The 24,068-nt window shown below is 54.8% G+C and carries 17 protein-coding genes; all 17 read right to left on the bottom strand.

The genetic code is table 11. The features are described 5' to 3' along the window. Nucleotides 1–67 precede the first annotated feature (67 nt). Nucleotides 68–1,597, bottom strand: coding sequence for an alkyl hydroperoxide reductase subunit F (gene ahpF / locus DL346_RS03440; protein ID WP_112880668.1), 1,530 nt, complete (start codon nucleotides 1,595–1,597; stop codon nucleotides 68–70). 14 nt (nucleotides 1,598–1,611) lie between these two features. After that, a complete protein-coding gene (gene ahpC, locus DL346_RS03435) occupies nucleotides 1,612–2,175 on the bottom strand; it encodes an alkyl hydroperoxide reductase subunit C (RefSeq protein WP_112880667.1) in 564 nt (187 codons plus the stop codon). Nucleotides 2,176–2,358: 183 nt separating this feature from the next. Beyond that, nucleotides 2,359–3,888, bottom strand: a complete 1,530-nt coding sequence (ahpF, locus tag DL346_RS03430; RefSeq protein WP_112880666.1) for an alkyl hydroperoxide reductase subunit F — start codon at nucleotides 3,886–3,888, stop codon at nucleotides 2,359–2,361. 171 nt (nucleotides 3,889–4,059) lie between these two features. Further along, nucleotides 4,060–4,623, bottom strand: a complete 564-nt coding sequence (gene ahpC / locus DL346_RS03425; RefSeq protein WP_112880665.1) for an alkyl hydroperoxide reductase subunit C — start codon at nucleotides 4,621–4,623, stop codon at nucleotides 4,060–4,062. 474 nt (nucleotides 4,624–5,097) lie between these two features. Continuing rightward, on the bottom strand, nucleotides 5,098–6,114 hold the full coding sequence (locus DL346_RS03420) for a LacI family DNA-binding transcriptional regulator (protein WP_112880664.1): 1,017 nt from the start codon (nucleotides 6,112–6,114) through the stop codon (nucleotides 5,098–5,100). A 9-nt stretch (nucleotides 6,115–6,123) separates the two neighbouring features. Then, on the bottom strand, nucleotides 6,124–7,206 hold the full coding sequence (locus DL346_RS03415; RefSeq protein ID WP_112880663.1) for a glycoside hydrolase family 172 protein: 1,083 nt from the start codon (nucleotides 7,204–7,206) through the stop codon (nucleotides 6,124–6,126). 103 nt (nucleotides 7,207–7,309) lie between these two features. Next, on the bottom strand, nucleotides 7,310–8,305 hold the full coding sequence (locus DL346_RS03410) for a zinc-dependent alcohol dehydrogenase family protein (protein WP_206098466.1): 996 nt from the start codon (nucleotides 8,303–8,305) through the stop codon (nucleotides 7,310–7,312). Between the two features lie 240 nt (nucleotides 8,306–8,545). Continuing rightward, complete coding sequence (locus DL346_RS03405) at nucleotides 8,546–10,786, bottom strand: DUF6259 domain-containing protein (protein ID WP_112880661.1); 2,241 nt, start codon at nucleotides 10,784–10,786, stop codon at nucleotides 8,546–8,548. Nucleotides 10,787–10,810: 24 nt separating this feature from the next. Further along, nucleotides 10,811–11,635: a carbohydrate ABC transporter permease gene (locus DL346_RS03400; protein ID WP_112880660.1), complete on the bottom strand. Its 825-nt coding sequence runs from the start codon at nucleotides 11,633–11,635 to the stop codon at nucleotides 10,811–10,813. 24 nt (nucleotides 11,636–11,659) lie between these two features. Then, a complete protein-coding gene (locus tag DL346_RS03395) occupies nucleotides 11,660–12,547 on the bottom strand; it encodes a carbohydrate ABC transporter permease (protein WP_112880659.1) in 888 nt (295 codons plus the stop codon). Between the two features lie 90 nt (nucleotides 12,548–12,637). After that, nucleotides 12,638–14,074, bottom strand: a complete 1,437-nt coding sequence (locus DL346_RS03390) for an ABC transporter substrate-binding protein (RefSeq protein WP_112880658.1) — start codon at nucleotides 14,072–14,074, stop codon at nucleotides 12,638–12,640. Nucleotides 14,075–14,166: 92 nt separating this feature from the next. Next, the gene (locus DL346_RS03385) at nucleotides 14,167–15,285 is read right to left on the bottom strand and encodes a DUF4185 domain-containing protein (RefSeq protein ID WP_112880657.1); all 1,119 of its coding nucleotides are present in this window, start codon (nucleotides 15,283–15,285) and stop codon (nucleotides 14,167–14,169) included. Between the two features lie 35 nt (nucleotides 15,286–15,320). Further along, nucleotides 15,321–16,430, bottom strand: a complete 1,110-nt coding sequence (locus tag DL346_RS03380) for a glycoside hydrolase family 172 protein (RefSeq protein WP_112880656.1) — start codon at nucleotides 16,428–16,430, stop codon at nucleotides 15,321–15,323. A gap of 80 nt (nucleotides 16,431–16,510) precedes the next feature. Then, entirely contained in the window at nucleotides 16,511–18,175 is a 1,665-nt protein-coding gene (locus tag DL346_RS03375) for a ribulokinase (protein ID WP_112880655.1), read from the bottom strand. An 18-nt stretch (nucleotides 18,176–18,193) separates the two neighbouring features. Next, nucleotides 18,194–19,948, bottom strand: a complete 1,755-nt coding sequence (locus DL346_RS03370; RefSeq protein WP_112881760.1) for an L-fucose isomerase — start codon at nucleotides 19,946–19,948, stop codon at nucleotides 18,194–18,196. A 93-nt stretch (nucleotides 19,949–20,041) separates the two neighbouring features. After that, nucleotides 20,042–21,046, bottom strand: coding sequence for a LacI family DNA-binding transcriptional regulator (locus DL346_RS03365; protein ID WP_112880654.1), 1,005 nt, complete (start codon nucleotides 21,044–21,046; stop codon nucleotides 20,042–20,044). A gap of 586 nt (nucleotides 21,047–21,632) precedes the next feature. Beyond that, the gene (locus tag DL346_RS03360) at nucleotides 21,633–23,831 is read right to left on the bottom strand and encodes an alpha-galactosidase (RefSeq protein ID WP_112880653.1); all 2,199 of its coding nucleotides are present in this window, start codon (nucleotides 23,829–23,831) and stop codon (nucleotides 21,633–21,635) included. Nucleotides 23,832–24,068: the final 237 nt, after the last annotated feature.

Raw genomic sequence — 24,068 nt, 5'->3', positions numbered from 1 at the left:
CGTTATGAAGGAAACTCTGAATTCATAAAAAAAACAGCTCCCGGGTTGAGGAGCTGTTTTAGGTCGATTAATGACGGATGAGGTAATCAAAGGCACTTAACGCCGCGGTTGCCCCTGAACCCATCGAAATAATGATTTGATTGTACGGACTGTCCGTGCAATCGCCGCCGGCAAATACGCCTGGCATGCTCGTTGCTCCGCGCTTGTCCACGACAATTTCGCCTGAGCTCGTCCGTTCAATGTGATCGTCAAGCCATTCGGTATTGGGAACAAGTCCGATCTGAACGAACACGCCCTCCAGCTCGACATGCTTCTCGGTTCCCGTTTCGCGTTCGATGTAGGCAATGCCGTTCACTTTATCCGTTCCGGTAATTTCTTTCGTCAGAACGTTTCTTAGTACCGTTACGTTCGGCAGGCTAAGGAGACGATCTTGCAGCACAGCGTCCGCCTTCAATTCCGTTGAGGACGCCAAAATGGTGACATGGCTGGCAATGCCCGCGAGATCGATCGCCGCTTCGACGCCGGAGTTGCCGCCGCCGACAACGGCAACGCGCTTGCCGGCGTACAACGGACCGTCGCAGTGCGGGCAATACGCCACGCCTTTATTCTTGAACTCCTCTTCGCCCGGAACGCCGATATTGCGCCAGCGGGCGCCCGTGGAGAGAATAACGGTCTTGCTCTTCAGCACGGCGCCGTTCTCAAGCTCGACTTCAATGAGGTCGTTCTTCTCCAAACGTACAGCGCGCTGAAGCTTCATGATGTCGACGTCGTACTCTTTCACATGCTCTTCGAGGCTCGCCGCAAGCTTCGGACCTTCCGTATGCTTCATGCCGATGAAGTTCTCAATGGCAAGGGTATCGACCACCTGTCCGCCAAAGCGATCCGCTACGATGCCCGTGCGGATGCCTTTTCGCGCCGCATAGATGGCTGCGCTCGCGCCCGCAGGCCCGCCGCCGACCACAAGAACGTCGTAAGGCTCTTTGTTGAACAGCGCCGAATCATCGCGCGCCGATCCCATTTTGGACAAAATCTCGTCGATCGTCATCCGGCCGCCTCCGAAAAATTCGCCGTTCAGGAACACGGAAGGCACAGCCATGATGTTGTTGCTCTCCACTTCCGCTTTGAACGCCGCGCCGTCGATCATCGTATGCGAAATGCCGGGATTAAGAACGCTCATCAGATTCAGCGCCTGCACGACGTCCGGGCAATTGTGGCAGCTCAAGCTGATGTACGTCTCAAAGCGGTATTCGCCTTTGATGCTCTTGATCCGATCGATGACGTCCCGCTCGACTTTGGGGGCTCGTCCGCTCACTTGCAGCAGCGCGAGCACCAAGGACGTAAATTCGTGCCCGAGCGGAACGCCGGCGAACACGATGCCCGTGTCTTCTCCCGAGCGGTTCACGCTAAAGCTTGGCGTTCTCGGCAAGTCCGCTTTCTCAACCTTGATCCGGGAAGACATGCCGGCAAGCGCGTCCATCAGCCCAAGCATCTCTTTCGATACTTGATCATCGCCGGCGCTGACTTTTATCTGTACGTCGCCCTCCATCAAGCCCAGGTATTGATTCAATTGCGCTTTTATTTCCGCATCTAATACCATTTCTACCTCACTCCTTAGATCTTGCCAACTAGATCCAGACTCGGTTTAAGCGTTGAGCCGCCTTCTTGCCATTTCGCAGGGCAAACCTCGCCCGGATTGTTGCGGACATATTGAGCTGCTTTGATCTTGTTCACGAGCGTGCTTGCATCGCGGCCGATGCCGCCTGCAGTGATTTCGACGGTTTGAACGACGCCATCCGGATCGATGATGAACGTTCCGCGGTCAGCCAAGCCCTCTTCCTCGATCAACACGTCGAAGTTGCGGGAGATCGTGTGCGAAGGGTCGCCGATCATGATGTACTCGATTTTGCCGATCGTTTCCGAATGGTCGTGCCACGCTTTGTGCGTAAAGTGAGTATCTGTCGACACGGAGTAGACTTCAACGCCAAGCGATTTCAACGTTTCGTATTGATCTTGCAGATCGCCGAGCTCCGTAGGGCAGACGAACGTGAAGTCGGCCGGGTAGAAGCATACGACGCTCCATTGGCCTTTGAAGTTCGCTTCCGTTACTTCGATGAAATTGCCGTTTTGGTAAGCTTGCGCTTTGAAGGGTTGGACTTCTTTTCCGATGAGTGACATGATGTGTATTCCTCCTAAAGAATAAGTTTATTTAGAATTATTATAAATTGATATTAATTCTCATTAAGTGTTTTGTCAACCTTTTTTGATTCCCAATTGATTATGATTCTCACTGGCCGGCAATTAAAAAGCCGCCCGCATCCATCAGGATGCAAGGCGGCCCGAAGTAAAAATAAGCCGCGATTAATGACGAATGAGATAATCAAAGGCACCCAATGCTGCGGTTGCGCCCGAACCCATCGAAATTATGATTTGCTTATACGGACTGTTCGTGCAATCGCCCGCGGCAAAAACGCCCGGCAAGCTGGTTGCTCCGTGGCTGTTCACGACAATTTCGCCGAAACGCGTACGCTCAATGCCATCGACAAGCCAATCGGTATTAGGGACAAGGCCGATCTGAACGAACACGCCCTCAAGCTCCACATGCTTCTCCGCACCGGTATCGCGTTCAATGTAGGTAATGCCGTTTACTTTGTCCGTACCGGTAATTTCCTTCGTCTGAACGTTCTTGTACACCGTTACATTCGGAAGGCTGAACAAACGGTCTTGAAGCACGGAGTCCGCTTTCAATTCCGGTAAAAACTCCAGAACCGTCACATGGCTGGTAATGCCTGCGAGATCAATCGCCGCCTCGATGCCGGAGTTGCCTCCGCCGATGACAGCTACGCGCTTGCCTGCAAACAACGGACCGTCGCAATGCGGGCAATAAGCTACGCCTTTGTTCTTGAACTCCGCTTCGCCCGGAACGCCGATATTGCGCCAACGTGCGCCCGTGGACAAAATAACGGTCTTGCTCTTCAGCACGGCGCCGTTCTCGAGCTCGACTTCAATGAGATCCTTCTTCTCTATGCTTTTAGCCCGTTGCAGCTTCATCACGTCGACGTTGTATTCTTTCACATGCTCTTCGAGACTGGCCGCGAGCTTCGGACCTTCCGTGTATTTCATGCTGATGAAATTCTCGATGCCGACCGTATCCATCACCTGACCGCCGAAGCGTTCCGCCACGATGCCTGTGCGGATCCCTTTGCGCGCGGCGTAAATAGCCGCGCTTGCGCCTGCAGGACCACCGCCGACAACAAGCACGTCATAAGCCTCTTTGTTGAACAGCTCGGAGTCATCGCGCTTCGTGCCGATTTTGGACAGAATTTCGTCGATCGTCATGCGGCCGCCGCCGAAAAACTCGCCGTTCAAGTACACCGATGGAACAGCCATCACGTTCTTGCTCTCGGCTTCTGCCTTGAATGCCGCGCCATCTATCATCGTATGCGAAATGCCGGGATTAAGGACGCTCATCAGATTCAGCGCCTGCACGACGTCCGGGCAGTTATGGCAGCTTAGGCTGATGTACGACTCAAAGCGGTATTCGCCGCTGATGCTCTTGATCTGATCGATAACGTCCTGCTCGACTTTAGGGGCTCTGCCGCTGACTTGCAGCAATGCGAGAACCAGAGACGTAAATTCATGGCCGAGCGGAACGCCGGCGAACGCAATGCCCGTTTCTTCGCCTGGGCGGTTCACGCTAAAGCTTGGCGTTCTCGGCAAGTCCGCTTTCTCGACCTCGATTCGGGAAGTCATGCCGACAAGTTCGTCCATCAGCTCAAGCATCTCTTTCGATACTTGATCGTCGCCTGCACTGACTTTAATCAGCACGTCGCCTTCCATCAAGCCTAAGTATTGATTTAATTGTGCCTTAATCTCCGGATCTAATACCATTTCTCGTCCCCTCCCAGTTATTTAAAATTATTATAATCTGATATTAGTTTTCAACTACAATTTTGTCAATCCATCTTTGATTTCCAAATGATAATCATTTTCAATTAAATTATTAAAAAACCGCCTGCACCCATAGGATGCAAAGCGGCAGAAAAAAATTTAAATCGTATCTTAGATCTTGCCGACAAGATCCAAGCTTGGTTTAAGCGTCGCGCCGCCTTCTTGCCATTTCGCAGGGCAAACTTCGCCTGGATTGTTGCGGACATATTGTGCTGCTTTGATTTTATTGATGAGCGTGCTTGCATCGCGGCCGATGCCGCCAGCGCTGATTTCAACGGATTGAACAACGCCGTCCGGATCGATGATGAACGTACCGCGGTCAGCAAGACCTGCCTCTTCGATCAACACGTCGAAGTTGCGGGAGATGGTATGCGTAGGGTCGCCGATCATGATGTACTCGATTTTGCCGATCGTTTCCGAGCTGTCGTGCCATGCTTTGTGCGTGAAGTGAGTATCTGTCGATACCGAGTAAACTTCTACGCCAAGCGATTTCAATGTTGCGTATTGGTCTTGCAGGTCGCCAAGCTCAGTTGGGCAAACGAACGTGAAGTCAGCTGGGTAGAAGCATACAACGCTCCATTGGCCTTTGAAATTTTCTTCCGTTACTTCGATGAATTTGCCGCCTTGGTAAGCTTGCGCTTTGAAAGGCAGAACCTCTTTACCGATTAGGGACATAGTTATATTCCTCCTAGAGAGCGTTTGTTTAAAATAATTCTAAACTGATATTAATTTTCAGCCCGTGTTTTGTCAAGACTTTTTCGTCACCCAATTGATAATTATTTTCAATATTCCCTGTCATTATGCAAATTTCATTGTCTTAGACCCATTCATTTATGGATGGGGATTTTGCACTTCTCTTTCCATGCTGCTCCGATGCGAAGCGGATGGCCTTGAATCCTGTCGCCGCTCCCCGGATTCCATAGACTTGCGGTCCCTAACGGCATAAATGTCCGTTAGAACCATTGCATGATTTCGCCTCCGCTATGCACCGAACTGAAACAAAGAGCAGTTGCACGGCAACTGCTCTTTGCTCCTACGGGCCTGTGTTAGTCGAGAGTCTGCCGCCTACAAGCCCGCCTGTCCGTGCTGACCCGGCCCAGCTGACGCCGTCAACCTGCCTTGCCCTTAACCAAGCCGCTGCCAATCCATTCATCCCGGCCTTATGCTGGAATGCCGCACGACGAGCCTTGGCATCAGCTTGATTTCGCCCTCTTCCCGCGGAATGCCCTGAAGCCTGTCCATCAGCACCTGCGCCGACCTTCTGCCGATTTCCTCCTGGACGAGCGATACCGAGGTCAGCTTCGGATGGACGCGGGAAGCGATGTCCAGATTGTCCATGCCGACGATCGCGATATCCTCCGGAATGCGCAGCGCCGCTTCCTCGCATGCCTTCATAACGCCGATCGCAAGCAAATCGTTCGCGGCCACGATAGCTTGGGGAAGCTCGGAACGCTGCAGCCAAAACTTGGCCGTCGTGTAGCCGCCGTTCTCCGTATAGTCCGATTCCGCCACGTAATCGTAAAGCACCGGCAGCCCCGCCTTCTCCATCGCGTCGCGAAAGCCGCACAGCCGCTGGTAACCGGTCTGCTCGCTGCTGTTGCCGCCGATGTAGCCGATCCGCTCAATCCCCTGCGCGATTAAATGCTCCGTCCCGAGCTTGATGCCGTGATAGGTGTCGGTATACACGTAATCAAACCGGTCCTCTCCCTCGGGAGATACGTATTTGTTCGTCAGCACGACCGGCGCCTGCACGGCGTTGATCGCTTCGATATTCTCTTCGTTGAAGTTGAAGGAGACCATTATCATGCCGTCGGCCACCTTCTCCTTCAAGTTTTGAATCGCCTTCAGCTCTTCCTTTAAGCTATGCTTGGTATAGAAGAGAATCATCAGGTAGCCGTGCTCCTCCAGCACTTGATTGATGCCGTTGATCATATCGAAGTAGAAGGGATTGCAAATATCGGGAACGGCGAAAATAATCTTTTTCGTCTGCCGCATTTTCAGTATCTGTGCCGCGCTGACGGGCGCGTAGTTCATTTCCTTCGCCGCCGCGAGAATGCGGCTTTTCGTTTTTTGACCGCAATAGCCTCTACCGGACAGCGCTCTGGATACGGTAGAGGGTGAAACGCCGACCCGCTCTGCAATATGGTAGATGGTATTGTTATCCATGGCGGTCGATTAGATGACTTCCCGCTCATCGTTGCCCGGCAGCTTCGGAAACGGTGCATGCGGTTCGGCCTGATACCAGTAAGCGGTTGAAGCAATATCGCTTTGCTGCGGCAAATATCTGCGTCCCGAGCGCCATCCGAGATCTTGGATCGTGACTTTCAGATCGTCTTTGAACCGGATCGGATCCATCACATGCCAGCGGTACATGCCGAAGCGCTGCTGGCTCCGGTACAATCCGTCCGGCTTGATCGCCTGATGCATGCCGAGGTATGCCGTCGAGTACGTTCTATACGTGCCTTGCGGCTGCTCCCAGTTCCAGGCGCCGCCAAAATAATCCTCCGTCCCCGTACCGCAAATCGTCGGAAACTCGCTGTCGCCGTCCATGTAGAACTTGATTTCGCCTTCTCCCCACCAGCCCGTGTTGTTGACCTGCCAAGCCAGATATGTGCCTACGTAGTGGCCATTGCCCTTTACGCCGTCAAGAATCGTATGCACGTCCTTATAGGCAACCGGATTGCTGCGGCGCCATTGGGCGTGAAAATAAGCCGCGTCGTCCGGAACGTCCGTAAGCGTGTAGTCGATTTGATAGTACAGCACCGCTTTGTCGTTGTTTTTGTTCTCCATCGTGACTCTCGCCGTTTTGCGGAAGGGCATGACCCAATAGCTGTTAAAGCCGCCCGCCGGGTTGACCGCGATCGGGAGCGAGTTCACGTCCGCCCGTTCCTGCCAGCCGTTGCAGAAGAAATCGCAAACCGGCACCTCGACCGAAGGCGATTCCTCGCCGTCCCAATAGAGACGGAAAATCATGTTCCGCCACTGGCCCGGGAAGCAGGTCAGCCAAATATGTTGAATGGCGCCAGGCCCCTGAATTTCACCCATCGTAAATTCCACGCCCGGCTCGATTTCCACGGAAGGCGATACCTTCCAGCCGATACCGAGGTCGCGCGCGCAGGCAGCGCCGGTTCCTTCCGTCGCCATCGCGCCATTGCCCTTCTCGCCAGTGAAGTTTTCCGGGCTAATCGATCTTGTTACCGCATTCGATAAACGCATCAAATTGCCTATACCCATATCCAGTCCGTTAAATGGCTGCATTGTTCGATCATCCTTTATCCATGATTAGTTATAGTAAACTTCCAGTTCCGCGGGCGGAGGTAAAACGTCTCTCTTTCTCCTGCCTCCTAACTCCCCGTCACCGCTAACGAATTTTGATTTGCACCTTGAGCAGCTCCGGATCTTTCGGCTGGGCGAGAAATGCAGGCGTTTCTTCGAGCGTGATCACTTTGGAGACAAGCGGCTCCAGCGCGATGCGGCCTTCCTTCACCCAGTCGAAGGCGTTCAGAAACGTATAATTGATTGCCATGGAACCCAAAATCGTCCAATCCTTATGATAGAGATCAAATGGATTAATCTGAATGGAAGCATCCTTCGGCGTAACCCCGAATTGCAGATAAGTCGCCGTTTTGCCAAGGTAGGCGAAGGCGCGTTCGATGACGGACGGAATGCCTGTCGCATCGACCACCACATCGAAGCGCCGGCCGGCCAGCCGCGCCTGTTCGTTCGCAAGCACCGCTTCGGTTGCACCGAGTGCAAGAGCCATTTCCAGCTTCCGGGTCGATACATCCACGACGGTCACGCCGGAAGCGCCAAGCCGCGACAGCGATTGAACCAATTGCAGCCCCATCGCGCCTGCACCGAAGAGCAGCACGGACTGTCCCGCCTTCAGCTGCAGCCGGTTCATGGCGTGCACGACGCAAGCCATCGGCTCCACGAAGGCGGCCGTCTCGAACGACATGCCGTCCGGAATTTTGACCACGTTTCGGACAGGCACAGCCACGTACTCCGCCATGCTGCCGTTCACCGTGTTGCCAAGCGCGCCCCAATTCTCGCACTGATTGCCGCGGTTCGTCAGGCAGTAGCGGCATTTTCCGCAGAACAGGGACGGATCGGCCGTTACGCGCTCGCCAACCGCAAATCCATCTACGCCTTCGCCCAGCTCATGGATGACGCCGGAAAACTCATGCCCCGGAATCAACGGATACGGAGAAAGAAACTCTCCTTCGAAGATGTGAAAGTCCGTGCCGCAAATGCCGGTCCGAACCACCTCGATCACAACCTCACCCGGCTTCGGCGCCGGATATGGTACCTCTTTAATGACCGCTACGCGCGGCTGCTCCATCACTAACGCTTTCATTACTAACACCTCTTCCCCGCATGTTGAAAATCCGGCTTTGTCTTTTCACTTCTCTTAGCTGAGTCAAACGAAGCAATTCAGCCCCCGCTGCCAGCGAAGGTTTTGCCACTAAGCTTTTTTGATCACGGAGCGCAGCACCGACATTTCGAATGAGAGCGACTTTTGTACGAAGTACAACGGGAGCGATCATCGAAATTGTCGGGACGGAGCGCAGCACGATCATCAAGCGCACCTGGCACTTTAAACCGTAAGCTCAATCATAGCGGCGCATCTGGCCGGAATATCAAACTCGAGCTCCCCTGAACTAGCTGCGGCGATGTCGAGCTGTTCCGCATGCTCCCCTGCTCCAAACAATCGTACGGTAACGCTTCCTTGAACGCGGTCCGCGCCGGGCAAATACGTGGCCAGCTTCGTTTTGACCTTCTGCGCCTGCTCGCTGACATTCGCGAAAAACAAGCCGGTGCTCTCGCCTTTGTACGTCCATGCGGAATGGATGACCGCATCGACCTCAAGCTCGCCGGCATTGTTGTACTCCGGCGTTTCCTTGCCGTGATTATAATGGAACCAATCCATGCGGATTCGTGAGGTTTCGAATTCAAGCGGCCGCAGCATCCGGCCGTAAGCCCAATACTTGTTGGCAGCGCCCACGCGCAGCTTCGCATAAGCGCCCAAGTAAGCGGCACGCCGCTCGGAGAACGCATAACCGCGGGCTTCGAACGGGTAGTAGTGCTCCTCCGGCGCATTTTCCAATCCGCCATTCAGCGCTTCCATCGGGCTATACTCGTAATTCAGCTCGTACAGGCCGCCCCACAAATACGTCCGGGCTACCGTGAAAAAGTACAATTGACCGATTTCCTCTACCAGCTTCCCCCAGCCGTCCATGCGAACCGCGCCGTATTCCTGATAAACGTAGGCAAACATCGGGATAAGCTCCGCATCGCCGGACTTCAACAGTTCTCTGATCGGCCACAGCTCAAGCGGCGCCGCGGGCTGTCCGCCTGCCCGCGCCTGATAGTAATCGATCAGGCCAAGCATCGTTTCGTTCATCATTTCCGTTCCCATCGGCACGTAACGTCCGGCAGCGGACGCCATCGCGATTTTGGTATCGGCGTAATTTTGGCGGTAGGCTTCTTCGATCAGGCGGCCGGCACCGACCGGATGACCGTGCGAATCGTCCATGCAAATTTTGAGGATGTTATTGGCCGAAATGTCATAGTAGATGGCATCGACGTCGTTCACCCGCTGAAGCTCCGCATCGCGGCGCACATGAAAATCATGCGCATACGGATGGGCCGGGCATAGGAACGGAAACTTGTAGCCGTCGATGCTTTTTTTCAGGTCGGGAAACTTCTGGGCAGCCGCACGGCCGAGATCGCCGTCCGCGCCTTCAAAATGATACAAATAGTCGAATTCGAATGGCGCGAATTTATCGCCGGCCTCCTTGATGTACGCTAGGTTCGCTTCATTAAATCGTGTCGGGAACCAATCGTCGAACCCGCCTGGAAACCCTTTGTAGAACGTTTGCGGCGCATTCGTCCAATCCGGCCCGAGTACGTGAAACATCCCCGTGCCGATCGTTTCGTGATACGCCTTCAGCCAAGCCGTCCGGTCCGATCCCGCATTGATGCCGAACGTCGCCACGCCCATATCCTTGTACAGCCATTCATAGGCCGCTGTCTCCGGTCGCTCGGCCAACGGGCCTTTGGCGCACCATTTCTGCTTCTCGGCCCAGCCCCTGTACCGGTCCGCCGCCTCGTACCAATCGCGGCCTTCCGTCGGCTCGACCACAATCGCATACGGCGGATAAACCCCTTTTCCCGGCCCCATATCCTGACAGCCGTGAATAAACGAAGCTTCAAGCAACCCGTTGTCATTTTTGTAGAAGTTCAACCACTTCGGATGCCCGTCTCCATCAACCGCGGCAAAATAAATGCCGCACCGGTTCAAGCCGTAATACGTGAAAAATTGCATGGAAGCACCCGAAAAGCTCTCCGGATAAGGCATAAAACGCAGCCCTTTGCCGCCAGTCTCGAAATGCTTCAACGGGTTTCGCACCTTCACGCCGGTTGCGAACGAATGCGCGACATAATCGTCCAGTCCCTCATCGGTGATCGTCCCAAAATCGGGCAGAACCGGATACTCCAAGCTGAGCAGTCTGACCGGGGATCCGTTGTCCGCCGAGCAACGGAACTGGAGCCCGCCTTCTCCTGCGGCAAGCCAGATTTCTGCGCTAACGGTGATGGCGTTCCCCGTCTGCCATACGAGATGAGCCCGCTTGCCGCCTGGCTCGGATGGCTCCAACGAATAGCTGAACGACGCGAATGCGCCGCTGAAACCGTCGTCGGTCTCCAGCCGGAACGCATCGCAGCCCGCCGAGCCGGTTATATAATCAATGCCGGCAAACGCATCGCGCAGGGCGCAAACCGCTCCGGTCTCCTCGCTCAGTTCGAGCCGGATTCGTTTATTTTCAAGCACGATCATGACTTAGACCCTCCTAACGTGGAACTACTTCAAACCGGATATTTTGATGCCTGAAATGATGTACTTCTGGAAAATCAGGAACAGCACGATCGTCGGAAGCGCGGACAGCGCGGAGCCGGCCATCAGCATGCCCATCTCCGTGGAGCGCTCGGAACGGAACGTCGCCAAATACTGCATGATTTGGTACAGGTCCGGATTCGTAATCGTCATGGTCGGCCAAACGAAGGAGTTCCAATAGCCGAGATACGAGCCGATCCCGACAATGACGAACACGGGATAAGACATCGGAAGAAACACGCTCGTGAAAATCCGGATTCTTCCCGCTCCGTCGATCAAGGCTGCTTCCTCCAGCGCAAGCGGGATATTGAGATAAAATTGCCGGATGAAAAACATCGCCCCCGCGGATGCGACGCCAGGGAGGACGAGCACTGCAAACGTATCGAGCATCCCCAGCTTGTTCACCACGATAAAGGATGTCAGCAGAATCGCCATGCCCGGAACGAACATCGTAATGATGACATAGAGCCACATGACCGTTTTAAAACGGAATTCCAGCCTCGCGAACACATACGCGGCGGAAGCGTTGACGAGCAGACTGAGAACGGCAAACAAGACGGCACCGCCGAAGGTCGTCAGCATCGCTTTCTGGAAAGCCGCATCTTTCAAAATGTCCACATAGTTCGTGACGAGCCACTGCTTCGGGAAAAAGCGAAACGGCGTGGAGAGCACCTCGGTCTTCTCCTTGAACCCGGCGATCATCACCCATGCCAGCGGAAACAGGGCGAGAAGGGTGAAAAACGCGGCTATGGCGGTAAGCGCTGTTTTTTGAATCGTTAATTTGGCTTTCATGTCCGATCCTCCCCTCTTGGTTGGTTAACCGTCTATTGCTTTCTCGGAATTCAGCACCTTGAAAATGATGGCCGAAATGCTGCCCAGCACGACGAACAGCAGCAGCGACGCGGCAATGGAGTTGCCGACCATCACGTCATTGCGGAAGTGATTCAGAATGTACAAATTCGGCGTCGTCGTCGTATCGAGCGGACCGCCGCCCGTCATGACCAGAGACAGCTCGTATTGCGAGATTGCCCCTGTAAAGCCGGTAACGGTCAAGAACAGGACGATGTTTTTCATCAGCGGTACCGTAATATACCACATTTTCTGCCATGTCCCCGCGCCTTCAAGATCGGCGGCCTCGTAATAGCTTTCCGGGATGTCATGCAGCCCTGCGAGCATAATGAGCGTCGTTAGGCCAAAGCCGAGCCAGATCGCGGGAACGGCGATGCTGGGCAAAGCTGTTTTGACATCGGCCAGCCATGCGCGCGGCTCGGAACCGAACCAGCTCAGCACATAGTTCGCCAAGCCCCCCATGTAGTCGTAGATAAACACGAAAATAACAGAAGCCACGATCCCCGAAATAATCGTCGGAATGTAGATGGATGTTTTTACAATGCTTGCGCTGCCTTTTCTCATGCCCTTGATCACGTTTGCAAACAAGAACGAAACGACCATGGACGCCGGAACGACCATGAGCGTGAACTTGATGCCGACCCATACGGAATTCAAGAATAGATCGTCTTCCAGCACAAATTTGAAATTGTCAAACCCGACAAACACGGAAGGCTGGTAAAAGCTCCAATTGTAGAAGCTGACCTTCAAGGAATAGAAAAATGGGATGACGACGAATATCGTCAGCAGGATGACGATCGGGGCCAGAAGGAGATAGGCCACCCCGTTGTCTTGTCTGTAATTTTTTTTAAACATAAGCCGCTCACCGCCGCTTCCTCGATATGGGAAATGACCGGGGGCGGTCCTCCTGCCCCCGGACGTTGAATCAACTGATTTTGCTGAAGATTACTGTGCCGCCTTCGGATTCGTGCCCGCCAGCTTCGATTTCGCGATAAAGTCGTTGATGTCTTTCTCCGCTTTTTGCAGCGCCTTCTCCGGATCGGTACCTTTCATGGCGGACTCGATTGCCGTCGATACGGCGATGCTGACATCCCATGGATAGATTGGCTCCGCTTTGGAGAATGGGATGACCTTCTCGGCAATCAGCGCGCGCCATGGATCTTGCGATGCAGCCGGGTCGGATTTCATCGCTTCGTCTACCGATTTACGCGGCGAGAATTTGGAGAATTGGCTTGTTTTGAAGAAGTCGATCATGACATCGGTTTCTCCGCCGAGCAGGTAGCTGATGAAGGCCGACGCTTCTTTCGGATGCTTCGATTTGCCGTCGACGACGAGCGTCCAGCCGCCAAGCGTTGCCGTCGTTGTCGAAGCATCGCCGTTTTGCGAAGGCATTGGCGCTACGCCGACTTTATCCAGCATGTTCTTGAAGTCGTTGCGGAGTTGGCCGATCGCCCATGAGCCGTTGATGGCCTGCGCGACCTTGCCTTGACCGAACGGCGCGATATCCGGATAACCGGAAAGCGCTTGCTTCGGCATGATGCCCGATTTGAACGCATCCGCATAGAAGTTGACAACGGCTCTATAGCCATCGTTCATGATATCCGCTTTGGACCAGTCGTCCGTCAATGCCAGGTGACCGGCTGCGCCGGACTGCAAGCCCCACGAGGACCAGCCGAGATCCGGCGCCGTTTGGCCGGTAGCCAAGCCGAAGATGCCGTCTTTCGTCAGCTTCTTGCCGTTCTCGATCAGCTCATCCCAAGTAGTAGGCGGCTTCTCCGGATCGAGGCCCGCCGCTTCGTAAAGGTCCTTGCGGTAGTAAAGGACGGCCGATGGCTCAACCAGCATCGGGTAAGCGTAGTACTTATCGCCGACCGATACGAAATCTTTGATGTTATCATAGAGATCGTCGAATTTAGCCCCTTCGATCAAGTCGTTCAGCGGCTGAATTTGCGCGAGTTTGGCAGCGTTCGCGATACCGCCGTAGTTCATCGTGTAGAAGTCGGGCGCTTTGTCCGCGGCTTGAGCGGCCTTCAGCTTCTGAGCCCATGCGTCGCCCGGAACGATCTGAAGCTTCACTTCGATTTGATCCTGCGATTTGTTGAACGCATCGACCCATTTTTTAAACCAGGCATCCGTCGTCGCTTCGAATTTGTTCGCCCAGAACTCGACCGTGACTTTCTCGGCAGGCGCCGCCGTGCCGGTGTTGCCGTCGTTCGCTGCGTCCGTGCTGTTGCCGGTATTGCCGCTTGCGTTTGTCGTGGTGTTGGAGGTGTTATTCGAGCTGTCGTTACCGCTGCCGCATGCTGTCAGAGCCATTGAGGATACGATCATAACGGATAGAAGTGCCGTACTGAATCTGATTTTCCCCTGAGTTGGTTGCATGTGTAAAAGCCTCCCTTTTATTTGTGGACATGCTATATTTAAACGCTGTGCCGCGCTTAAACCGGATGGAAAAGCCTTCGTTGAATCCGCTTTCATTTTTGTAAAGAAGCCCTGAACCAAAACACATTATACGGATCCCACAGCGAAAGCGTAAAGTAAATCGTTTTGCCGCCATCGGCGGTATACCGATCGTTCATGAACGGGCCGTACAGCCCCGGCTGGTCGGATGCCTTCACGAGATCGATCGCTTCGCCCCACGGTCCCCATGGCGCAAGCCCTTCGCGGATGACCACGCCTTGCCCTTCTTTGAGATAGGTCATCAGCCATCTCTCAAGATACGGGTTCCATACGACCGACAGCTCGCCGACCGTATCGTCGACGACGGTCTTCGCTTTGGACCGATCCTCGCTCCATATCGGTGTCCCTTCTTTATCATCGCCGGCGTAGTATCGGTAAGCCCCCGCTTTCTCAATATCGGCTTCGCCGACCTTCATCAGCTGAACGCCGCCGAAGCGCCCGGACGGAATGCACCAGAAGTAAATGTCCGTCTTGCCGTCTTCCGCTTTCACTTTATATGGGCTGACCTGGATGAAGTTGCTGTCCCCGGGCCATTTCAGCTGATCGAGCAGCGTCCAATGCTGGCCGCCGTCGGTCGACTTCGCCACGCTGGAATAGTTGGCATCCCATTTGCCGGGATCTCCCCAATGGTTGACCGACATGTAGTACAGGTACATCGCGCCGTTCGCGGACAGCCCGTGCGTCGGGATTTTGGTCATTTCGTCGTAATCGACCTTCGCGGAAGGCAGCAGCTCGGCAGCAAGCCCGATATCGTCCGCAATCATGCCGTCCAGCTTAATGCCGTCGGACGGATCGTCGTCCGTCGTATACCCGATCGTGTTGGAGCGCCAGAAGCTGCCGCCTCCGCCAATCTGATCCGGTGCGCGTTCGCCGAACGTATCGCCGAATACGAAATACGTTTTGTCCCCATCGTTAAACATCGAACCGAGATCCGTTCCGTAAACGGCGAAACGGTCCGTCTTGTTCGGCGATTCCGCCCCTGTCAACTGCGAAACTTGCTGAAGATCCGTCACCCCTTTCAAAATGAACGGCTTCCCTTCCGAGCTCAGCATCGGGTCTGACTTATCCCCGGACGTGCAGCCCGCCATCGCCAAGAGGAGGGCGGCCGCAGCCAAGAGGAGTACAGGTCTCATGCTCGTGTTCCTCCTCTCTCGCGGATGTCCGGTCATTATGGATTGGAGTGACCGAATATTTTGGCCAGGCTATCCGGGTTAAACGGTTTCGTGTCCGGCAGCGGCAGCCGCCGATCTACTTTCGGCAGCGCCTTGAACGGACGATGCGGCTCCTGCTGGTACCAGTATGCCGTCGACGACACGTCGTCGCTGCGGTGATTATTGTGGCCGTGCTCGATCGTCACTTTAATGCTCTTGTCGAACATGATCGGGTCGAGAATATGGTACCGGTAGGTCGAAATTTTACCGCTCCAGTTGGGACCGCCGCCTAAAATAATGCCGTGATAAGGCGTGCACACTTCCTGCTGCGGGCACCATGCGGTATTGAAATAGTCCTCCATGCCGGTTCCGTGCAGCGTAGGCGGCCAAGGCTCGCCGTCGATGAAGATCATGTCGTCGCCTTCGCCGTACCAATTCCACTCGCTCGTATCGCGCAGGTTATGCACGTTGAAGTTGCAGCCGATGTAATGTCCTGTGCCTTCGGCCTCCAGGATGACATAATTGCCGTCGCCGGTCGTGTTCTTGCCGCCGAACTCGAAGTAGGCATTGTCGACGCCGGCGTCCGGGATGCCGTCCGTCGGATTCTCGCGATTCCACTGCGCATGGAACCGGAGCTCGTTATCCGGCAGCTTGTCGTACGCTTCGTAATCGACGTAGAAATAAAATTTGATCGGATGCTCCGCTTCGCTCTCGATCTGAATTCTGGCATCGATTGCATATGGCATACGGAAAAAGCTGTTGAACGCTTTGCCATCTTCAGGGCTCATCATAAGCGCTGCCGACGTATAGTTCCGGGTAATGCCGTGACCCATCCCGAAGAAATCGCCGATCGGCGCTTCCACGCTTGGCTCCGTTTCGCCGTCCCAAAACATGCGGATGACGATTTTGCGGGGCAGAAAAGCTTCCTCCATCGGCGCGTCAGGCGCCATGGTCATCCAGATGTGCGTAATGGCTCCGGCACCTTTAATGTGGCAAATATCGGTCTTGTCGCCGGGTTTAATCGTGAAGAAATCTTTGTTGCCGCCGGAGCGGTCGTAGCTGGATTCGCGCTTGCGTTTGCCGGGTCTGGCTTGGCTGAGAGAAAGTAAACTTTGATGTACGTCCATGTCGAAAGCTCCCTTATAATTGGATATTATGGAATCGATTGCAGATTTGCGAAATGAAAATGTGCTTCCGCACATCTTCATTACCCGGATTTAAGCGCTTTCAAACGCTTCATGATGTCGTTCCCGCCGCGGCCGAAATAATCATGGAGCTTCACGTATTCCTCGTACAGCGCATTATAGGTCTCTACATTCTTCGCCATCGGCTTGAAGGATTCCTCCCTGACGCGGGCCATATTTTTCGCCGCATCCGCCACGCTGTCATAGCCGCCGGCTTCCACTCCTGCCGCTACCGCGCCGAACATTGCCGCGCCGAGCGCCGCCGTCTGCGTCGAATCCGCTATTCGGATCTCTCTGCCGGTTACGTCCGCGTAGATTTGCATCAGCAGCCGATTGCGCTGCGGCAGTCCGCCGCAGGCATAGAGCTCATCGACCTGCACGCCGCCGTCTTGAAACGCTTCGATAATTTTTCGCGTTCCGAACGCGGTCGCTTCCAGCAGCGCACGGTAGATCTCTTCGGGCTTCGTCTGAAGCGTCATGCCGACCATAACGCCCGTCAAATCCGAGTCCATCAAGACGGAACGGTTGCCGTTCCACCAATCGAGCGCAAGCAGTCCGCTTTCGCCCGGCTTTTGCTGGGCTGCGCGGCGCTCCAGCCATTCATGCACGCCGATGCCTTCTTCCTTGGCATGCTGCTGCACATAAGCCGGTACCGACTCGTTCACGTACCAGGCGAAAATATCGCCGACCGCCGACTGTCCGGCCTCATAACCGTAATACCCGGCCACGATGCCGTCCTCCACCACGCCTGCGATCCCTTCCGCATGCACTTCCTTGTCGCTCAGGAGCAGATGGCATGTTGACGTGCCCATCGCGAGAACAAGCTTGCCGGGCGTCACGACGCCGACGGCGGGAACCATCGCATGCGCGTCGACATTGCCGACAGCGACGGCCGTTCCCGGTTCAAGCCCGGTCAGCGCGGCCATTTGCTCGTTCAGCTCGCCGGCTTTCGCGCCCAGCGGCAGGATCGGACCGCGGAGCTTCTCCGTGGCGAAATCTTTGAACCTTTCATCAAGCGATGCGAGAAACGCATCGGACGGAAATCCGTCCCGTTTATGCCATGTTCCTTTGTATCCGGCGGTACAGCTGCTCCGTACGAAGCTGCCCGTCATTTGCATGATCACCCAATCCGCCGCTTCCATGAAGCAATCGGCTTCCGCGTAGATGTCCGGCGCCTCATTCAGAATTTGCAGCGCTTTCGGAAGCATCCATTCGGAGGACAGCCTCCCACCGTAACGCGCGAGAAATAATTCTCCCCGCTCGCCGGCCTTCGCGTTAATAAGATTCGCTTCCTCCTGCGCGGCGTGATGCTTCCACAGCTTCACCCAGCTGTGCGGATTGTCTTTCCAATTCCCTACTAGGCAGAGCGGCGTTCCGGCCGCATCGAGCGGCATCATCGTGCAAGCGGTAAAATCGATCCCGATGCCGATGACCCGCTCCGGGCTTACGCCGGAGGCGCGCAGCACCTCCGGTATCGACCGCCGCAGCACCTCCAAGTAATCTTCCGGATGCTGAAGCGCCCAGTCATGCTCGAGCTTCCGGCCCGTGCCCGGGAGCGTCTCGTCGATGACGCCGTGCGGATAAGGCGTGACGTGAGTCGCTACCTCTTCGCCTGTCGCAATGTCGACGAGAAGCGCCCGCCCCGATTCAGTGCCGTAATCGACACCGATGGCATATCGCTTTTCCATCCGAATAGCCTCCGTTTCTTACTTGTATAGAGGCCCAAGCGCCGCGCAAGCGCGATAGTCCGCGCCGACCGGCTCAATTCCGCCGAGAGCCGTCCAGTAGCTCGGACGGAATACCCGGTCTTCCGGAACGTTGTGCATGCAGACCGGAATACGAAGCATGGAAGCCAGCGTAATCAGATCGCCGCCGACATGGCCGTAGCTCACTGCCGCGTGGTTGGATCCCCAGTTATTCATCACGGTATAAACGTCTTTAAAGAGTCCTTCGCCGGTCAAGTTCGGCACGAACCAAGTCGTCGGCCAAGTCGGATTGCTGCGCTGATCCAGCTTGTCGTGGATCTCGTCAGGCAGCTCGACCGTGTAGCCTTCCGCAATTTGCAGAACCGGTCCTACGCCTGCGATCAGGTTGATTCTTGCCATCGTTACCGGCATGCCTTCGCGGGTCGTGAAGTCCGTCGAGAAGCCGCCGCCGCGGAAGAAATCGACCGCCGGACACCATTGCGTCGCTTCCAGGCAAGCCTGAACCTCATCCTGCGTAATTTCCCAGAACGGCTTCATGACCGGCTCGCCGTCTCTTGTTTGGCGTCCGGTTGCGTCCAGCGCCGCCGGTCCCGAGTTAATAAGATGAATGACGCCGTTCGCGGCTTTTCCTTCAAGCTCGCGGCCCGTTACGCGCTTCACCGCGTCAGGGCTCCAATACGTACGAACATCCGCGAAAATTTGCGCTGCGTCCGTAAGCAGATGGCCGAAGAGCATCGTAATGCCGTTCAGCGTATCGTTCTCCGTAGCGACCATGTACGGCTCGCGGATTCCGTTCCAATCGAACGAGGAGGTCAAGATCGCTTCCATGAAGTCGCCGTTCGGGAAGAAGTCCGTCCACGCGCGCTGTCCTTGGAAACCAGCCGCGATGGCGTTGCGGCCGAGCGCTTCCTCGCCGTATCCGATCTCTGCGAGCTTCGGATTGCCGACCATCAAATCGCGGGCGATCAGCGTCATTTTGACGACCGTCTTCCAGTCGTTCTCCTTCTGCTCATCCGTGCGCTTCAAATGTTCAGGGTTCACATCCGCGCCAGGATTGCAGTTTTCCTTCACCCATTTGAGCGCGATCTCGAACTCTTCTTTGTCGTAAATTTCAAGCTCCATCCGGCGGACGAACTCCGTCATATCCACATATTCGTTGCGAATGCCGAGATAGCGCTGGAAGAACGTTTCGTCAACGATACAGCCCGCGATCCCCATCGACACGGAGCCCATCGAAAGATAGGACTTGCCGTTCATCGTCGCAACCGCAAGGCCCGCCTTCGCGAACTGCAGCAGCTTCTCCTGGACGTCCGGCGTGATCTCGGTATCGCCGATATCCTGAACGTCATGCCCGTAGATCGAGAATGCCGGCAATCCCTTCTGATTATGCGCGCCGAGTACGGCTGCCAGGTAAACCGCGCCAGGACGCTCCGTACCGTTGAAGCCCCAAATCGCTTTCGGGCGGGTAGGATGCGTATCCATCGTTTCCGTCGGATAACACCAGGACGGCGTTACCGAGATTGTCAGGCCGACGTTTTCCCGGGAAAACTTCTCTTCCGCTTGCGCGGCTTCCGCCACGCCGCCGATACAAGTATCGGCGATGACGCACTCAACCGGCTCGCCGTTGCTGTGACGCAAGTTCTCGCTCAGGAACGCAGCGGCGCTGCGCGCCATTTCCATCGTAACCTCTTCCAGAGACTCCCGGATACCGCCTCTGCGGCCATCGATAATCGGACGAATTCCGATTTTCGGCATACTGCTCTGCAATCGATTCCATGTCAGGTTTGATTGGTTCGTCACATTCTCATCCTCCTGGGTTATGAGGCCGCATCAGGGCGGCCTTTATAATCATAATTGGTTGATCTCGTTATGGAACACTTCGTACAGAGGCTCGCTTTGCGGTTCATCTTTGCGGATGCGGCTTAGCAGAATTTCTCCTGCCTTCTGTCCCATTTCATACGGACGCTGATCAATATAATATAAGCCGGGATTTTTAAGCAAAGCCCCCGCTTCAACCTCACCGAATGAGGCAACCGCGATATCGTCGGGAATTTTGAGCCCGCTCCGCACGATTTCGAGAAGCACGCCTAAACTCATGCGGTTGTTCAGCGAAATAATGGCTGTCGGTTTCGGGTCCGCCGCTAAAAACTTTCGAACCGCCCGAATGCCGTCATCGACGGAGAAATCGCCGTTAAATACGAGCGGATTCGGCTCCAGCCCGAATTCCTTCATGGCCTTCAGCACGCCAGCGTAACGTTCGCGTCCGGTGCTTACCCGGCTCGGACCGTTAACTACGCCGATTCTGACGTGTCCGGCTTCAAGGAGCTTTCTCGTCAGTCGGCTCGCGCCGTCAATATTGTCTTCCGTTACCTGATCCAGCTTGCTTCCCGTTTCCAACGACTTTAGCTTCCGGTCGATCAGGACGATCGGAATGCCGGAGCCCGAGAGCCTTTCCAAGATCGGATCGTTATCGCCGGATGTCGCTAGTACAACCGCGTCGACCCGCTTCTCTTGCATAAGCTGGAGCAGCTGGCTTTCTTTCTTCGGATTCTCATCGGAGCTGCAGAACGTAAGCTGAAACCCTTCCGGGCCGACCACGTCTTCAATGCCTCTCGAAATCCCCATAAAATAAGGGTTTGAAATGTCAGGCACGATAACGCCGATCGTAAACGTTTTGTCCTGTTTAAGACTTCTGGCGATAGCGCTCGGCTGATAATTCAACCGCTTGACTGCTTCCAGCACCCGGTTCTTCACTTCTTCGCTCACGAAACCGCTGTCATTCAGCACTCGGGAAACCGTCGCCGTCGATACCTCCGCTGCAGAAGCCACTTGCTTGATCGTTGCTTTGGACAAAACCGCTCACCTCAAGTTGCAATACCAATTGCATAATTTCATGTTGTGTTTGTTGTGTAATCGTTTACGTAAACGATTACATGGATATCTTAATCGATGGAGATCCTTTCCGTCAACGGGTTTATAAAAAAAAACCGCCCTCAACTAGGGCGGGTCAAACTGTCGATTCAATCGCGAGTCCGGATGGTTGACTGACATCAAGCTTGATTGTCGATTTCTAACGAGGAATCATTCACATCTTGAATGACTTCGAGAATCGAAATTGCATTATGCTTCCGCGCTCATACGCTAACGGTTGCCATGCACGCTATTTAGCCTCAAATGCCCTTTTGAAAGGCTAACGGTTCTCAGCAACGCTATTTGGCGATTGGGGCAGCGAATTCTTCCGATTTGGGCCAAAAAACGCCTCTGGCGACCGTTAGAGTTCAAGAAAGGCTATTATTTTGCAAAAAAGCACTGGAGCAACCGTTAGAAATTTGCAGGCGCTCTCTCATGCTCGGCGCGCACACGCTAACCACATAAAAGTCGACAAGCCTAACATCTGACCACCCTCAAAAAAGGCGGTTCGAAGTATAGCCCTCCATCTTCAATCAACGGCGCTGGATGCCTCCCGCAATACGAACAATACGCTTTTAAAGTCTCCAATCAGATTGGGGATCGACAGACCGTAATGCATGAGCTCATCTCCGCCATACAACTGGCCGTCTTGTTCCAAACGATAGAGCTTGGCAGGATCGAGCCCTCTGAATTGCAGCCTGCTCACCGGGCCGTTCGGTACCCCCAACACCCGAAAATAAGCGGCGAACGCCTCCTTCTTATCCTCCGACACGAACATCCACGCCGTGCTATTTCCTTCAAACGGGCTCAAGAGACGATAAAAGTCGCCGAATTGAATCAAGTGGCGCAGTGCTTTATACTGCTTTACCTGGTGGCTGACCTCCGACTTTTCCGCTTCGGCGAGCTTCGTCAGATCGAGCTCGTAGCCGAAATTGCCGGACATGGCGACATGGCCGCGCGTTTCGAAAGGCGTGATCCGATGCACCTGGTGATTCGGTACGGCCGATACATGCGCGCCCATGGCGCTTGCCGGATAGACGATCGACGTGCCGTATTGAATTTTGAGCCGCTCCACCGAATCCGTATCATCGCTTGTCCATGTCTGCGGCATGTAATGCAGCATGCCTGGATCGAACCTTCCGCCCCCGCCGGAGCAGCTCTCAAATAAAATATGCGGAAAGCGCGAAGTAATCCGTTCCATCACATTATAGAGACCGAGCATGTAACGGTGGGCCGTCTCCCGCTGACGTTCCGCAGGCAGAAGCTCCGAACCGATTTCAGTCATATTGCGGTTCATATCCCACTTCACATAGGTAATCGGCGCAGAATCCAGCACCGCGCTAACCGATTCCACTATATAATCGCAGACGTCCGATCGCGAAAGATCCAGTATCAGCTGCTGCCGTGCTTGCGTCCGGCTACGGCCAGGCACATGAAGGCACCAGTCCGGATGCTTGCGATACAGGTCGCTGTCCGGCGATACCATCTCAGGCTCGAACCATAAACCGAACTGCATGCCGCCGGAAGTAATGGCATCTCCCAGCTTGCCAAGCCCCTCAGGAAGCTTGACGCGGTCGACGACCCAATCTCCAAGCGAGCAATTGTCGCTATTGCGCTTGCCGAACCAGCCGTCATCCAGCACGAAAAGCTCGATGCCAAGTTCATTGCCGGCCTTCGCGATTTCCACTATTTTGTCGGCATTGAAGTTGAAGTAAGTCGCTTCCCAATTGTTGACCAGAATCGGTCGTGCCTCGTCACGGAATGCTCCACGGCATAGCCTCGTCCGGTATAACCGGTGATACGTGCGCGATAAGCCGCCAAGCCCTTCACTTGAGCGAACCATCACCGCCTCCGGCGTTTGGAAATCTTCGCCCGGTTCGAGCAGCCAACTGAAATCCATTGGCTGAATGCCAATGCTTACCCGCGAGGTGCCGAACTGGTCCGCTTCCGCTTGAGCGAGAAAGCTGCCGCTGTACACGAGACTGAAGCCATAGACCTCGCCCGTTTCTTCGGTTGCGCCTCGGGTCATCAGGGCAAGGAACGGATTTTGCTGATGGCTGCTCGATCCCCGCTTGCTGTCGATCCGGTTGATTCCGGGTACTAGCGGGCGCTTGAAAATATGGCGCTCGCGCGTCCAAGCCCCGGACAGCTGCAGCATGTCGAAATCCGCACGCGGGAAATCGACGCTTGCGCTCAGTGCCCGATTCAAGGTGATGTTGGAGCTGCCATTGTTCTCGAATCGAGCCGAACGTACAACCCCATCCAACTTGTTGTATACCGAATAAAGCAGGACGACGCTCAGACCGGTTGGCTCATCCACTAACCGCAGTTCCAGCGTATCGGCTTCCTCCGGCTGCTCCACATAGGTCGCAGGCAGTCCATTCAGCTTCGGCTTTCCCTCTGTAATTGTATGGCCGCTATAGCGTAAATCCGTTACCGTGCTCCCATTCGCAAACTGCGCCTCGAATACGGGCTCCCGATAATCGCCGGTGCCATACGACGGAAATTCCTGCGGCAGCGTATCGAAGGAGAACGATTCATCTCCCGCGATGAAGTTCGGGTGAAACGAGCATCTCGCTACGCTCTGCAGACGGCTGGCGAACGAAGCCAGCTTTGGCCCCCAGTAGATATGCGATGGATACATCCCTTTGGCTAGTTCAATAATATAACTGGACGCGCTCGTTTGCAGATGAAATTGCTGTTTGGCCTCATCGAAATAGATTGGCATAATGGCCTCCTACTATGATCTAGTAATCTGTAATCAGTATATAGGCCAATATGAAATCATTCCAGCCGAAAATCAGATTAAAAGTACTGTAGTAACTTCACCTTTATGCCACTGAACAGTCGTAATTGTCGGGACCAAAAAACAATCTGCAGCTTCAAACTGATCAGCCCGCTTGAGTTCTTCATACGGCGCACTTAACCCTCTCGCGGCCATATCCGCGTTTACGCGCTTAGTATT

The organism is Paenibacillus montanisoli (assembly GCF_003268025.1).
Lineage (GTDB): Bacteria > Bacillota > Bacilli > Paenibacillales > Paenibacillaceae > Paenibacillus_Z > Paenibacillus_Z montanisoli.
Note: the sequence above shows the minus strand (reverse complement) of the source record. Positions and strands in the feature narration are given on the sequence as shown.

What these genes read in the sequence shown, in the direction of transcription:
- ahpF (WP_112880668.1), bottom strand. Translation starts at nt 1,597, where the DNA reads ATGGTATTAGATGCGGAAATAAAAGCGCAATTGAATCAATACCTGGGC.
- ahpC (WP_112880667.1), bottom strand. Translation starts at nt 2,175, where the DNA reads ATGTCACTCATCGGAAAAGAAGTCCAACCCTTCAAAGCGCAAGCTTAC.
- ahpF (WP_112880666.1), bottom strand. Translation starts at nt 3,888, where the DNA reads ATGGTATTAGATCCGGAGATTAAGGCACAATTAAATCAATACTTAGGC.
- ahpC (WP_112880665.1), bottom strand. Translation starts at nt 4,623, where the DNA reads ATGTCCCTAATCGGTAAAGAGGTTCTGCCTTTCAAAGCGCAAGCTTAC.
- DL346_RS03420 (WP_112880664.1), bottom strand. Translation starts at nt 6,114, where the DNA reads ATGGATAACAATACCATCTACCATATTGCAGAGCGGGTCGGCGTTTCA.
- DL346_RS03415 (WP_112880663.1), bottom strand. Translation starts at nt 7,206, where the DNA reads ATGCAGCCATTTAACGGACTGGATATGGGTATAGGCAATTTGATGCGT.
- DL346_RS03410 (WP_206098466.1), bottom strand. Translation starts at nt 8,305, where the DNA reads ATGAAAGCGTTAGTGATGGAGCAGCCGCGCGTAGCGGTCATTAAAGAG.
- DL346_RS03405 (WP_112880661.1), bottom strand. Translation starts at nt 10,786, where the DNA reads ATGATCGTGCTTGAAAATAAACGAATCCGGCTCGAACTGAGCGAGGAG.
- DL346_RS03400 (WP_112880660.1), bottom strand. Translation starts at nt 11,635, where the DNA reads ATGAAAGCCAAATTAACGATTCAAAAAACAGCGCTTACCGCCATAGCC.
- DL346_RS03395 (WP_112880659.1), bottom strand. Translation starts at nt 12,547, where the DNA reads ATGTTTAAAAAAAATTACAGACAAGACAACGGGGTGGCCTATCTCCTT.
- DL346_RS03390 (WP_112880658.1), bottom strand. Translation starts at nt 14,074, where the DNA reads ATGCAACCAACTCAGGGGAAAATCAGATTCAGTACGGCACTTCTATCC.
- DL346_RS03385 (WP_112880657.1), bottom strand. Translation starts at nt 15,285, where the DNA reads ATGAGACCTGTACTCCTCTTGGCTGCGGCCGCCCTCCTCTTGGCGATG.
- DL346_RS03380 (WP_112880656.1), bottom strand. Translation starts at nt 16,430, where the DNA reads ATGGACGTACATCAAAGTTTACTTTCTCTCAGCCAAGCCAGACCCGGC.
- DL346_RS03375 (WP_112880655.1), bottom strand. Translation starts at nt 18,175, where the DNA reads ATGGAAAAGCGATATGCCATCGGTGTCGATTACGGCACTGAATCGGGG.
- DL346_RS03370 (WP_112881760.1), bottom strand. Translation starts at nt 19,948, where the DNA reads ATGCCGAAAATCGGAATTCGTCCGATTATCGATGGCCGCAGAGGCGGT.
- DL346_RS03360 (WP_112880653.1), bottom strand. Translation starts at nt 23,831, where the DNA reads ATGCCAATCTATTTCGATGAGGCCAAACAGCAATTTCATCTGCAAACG.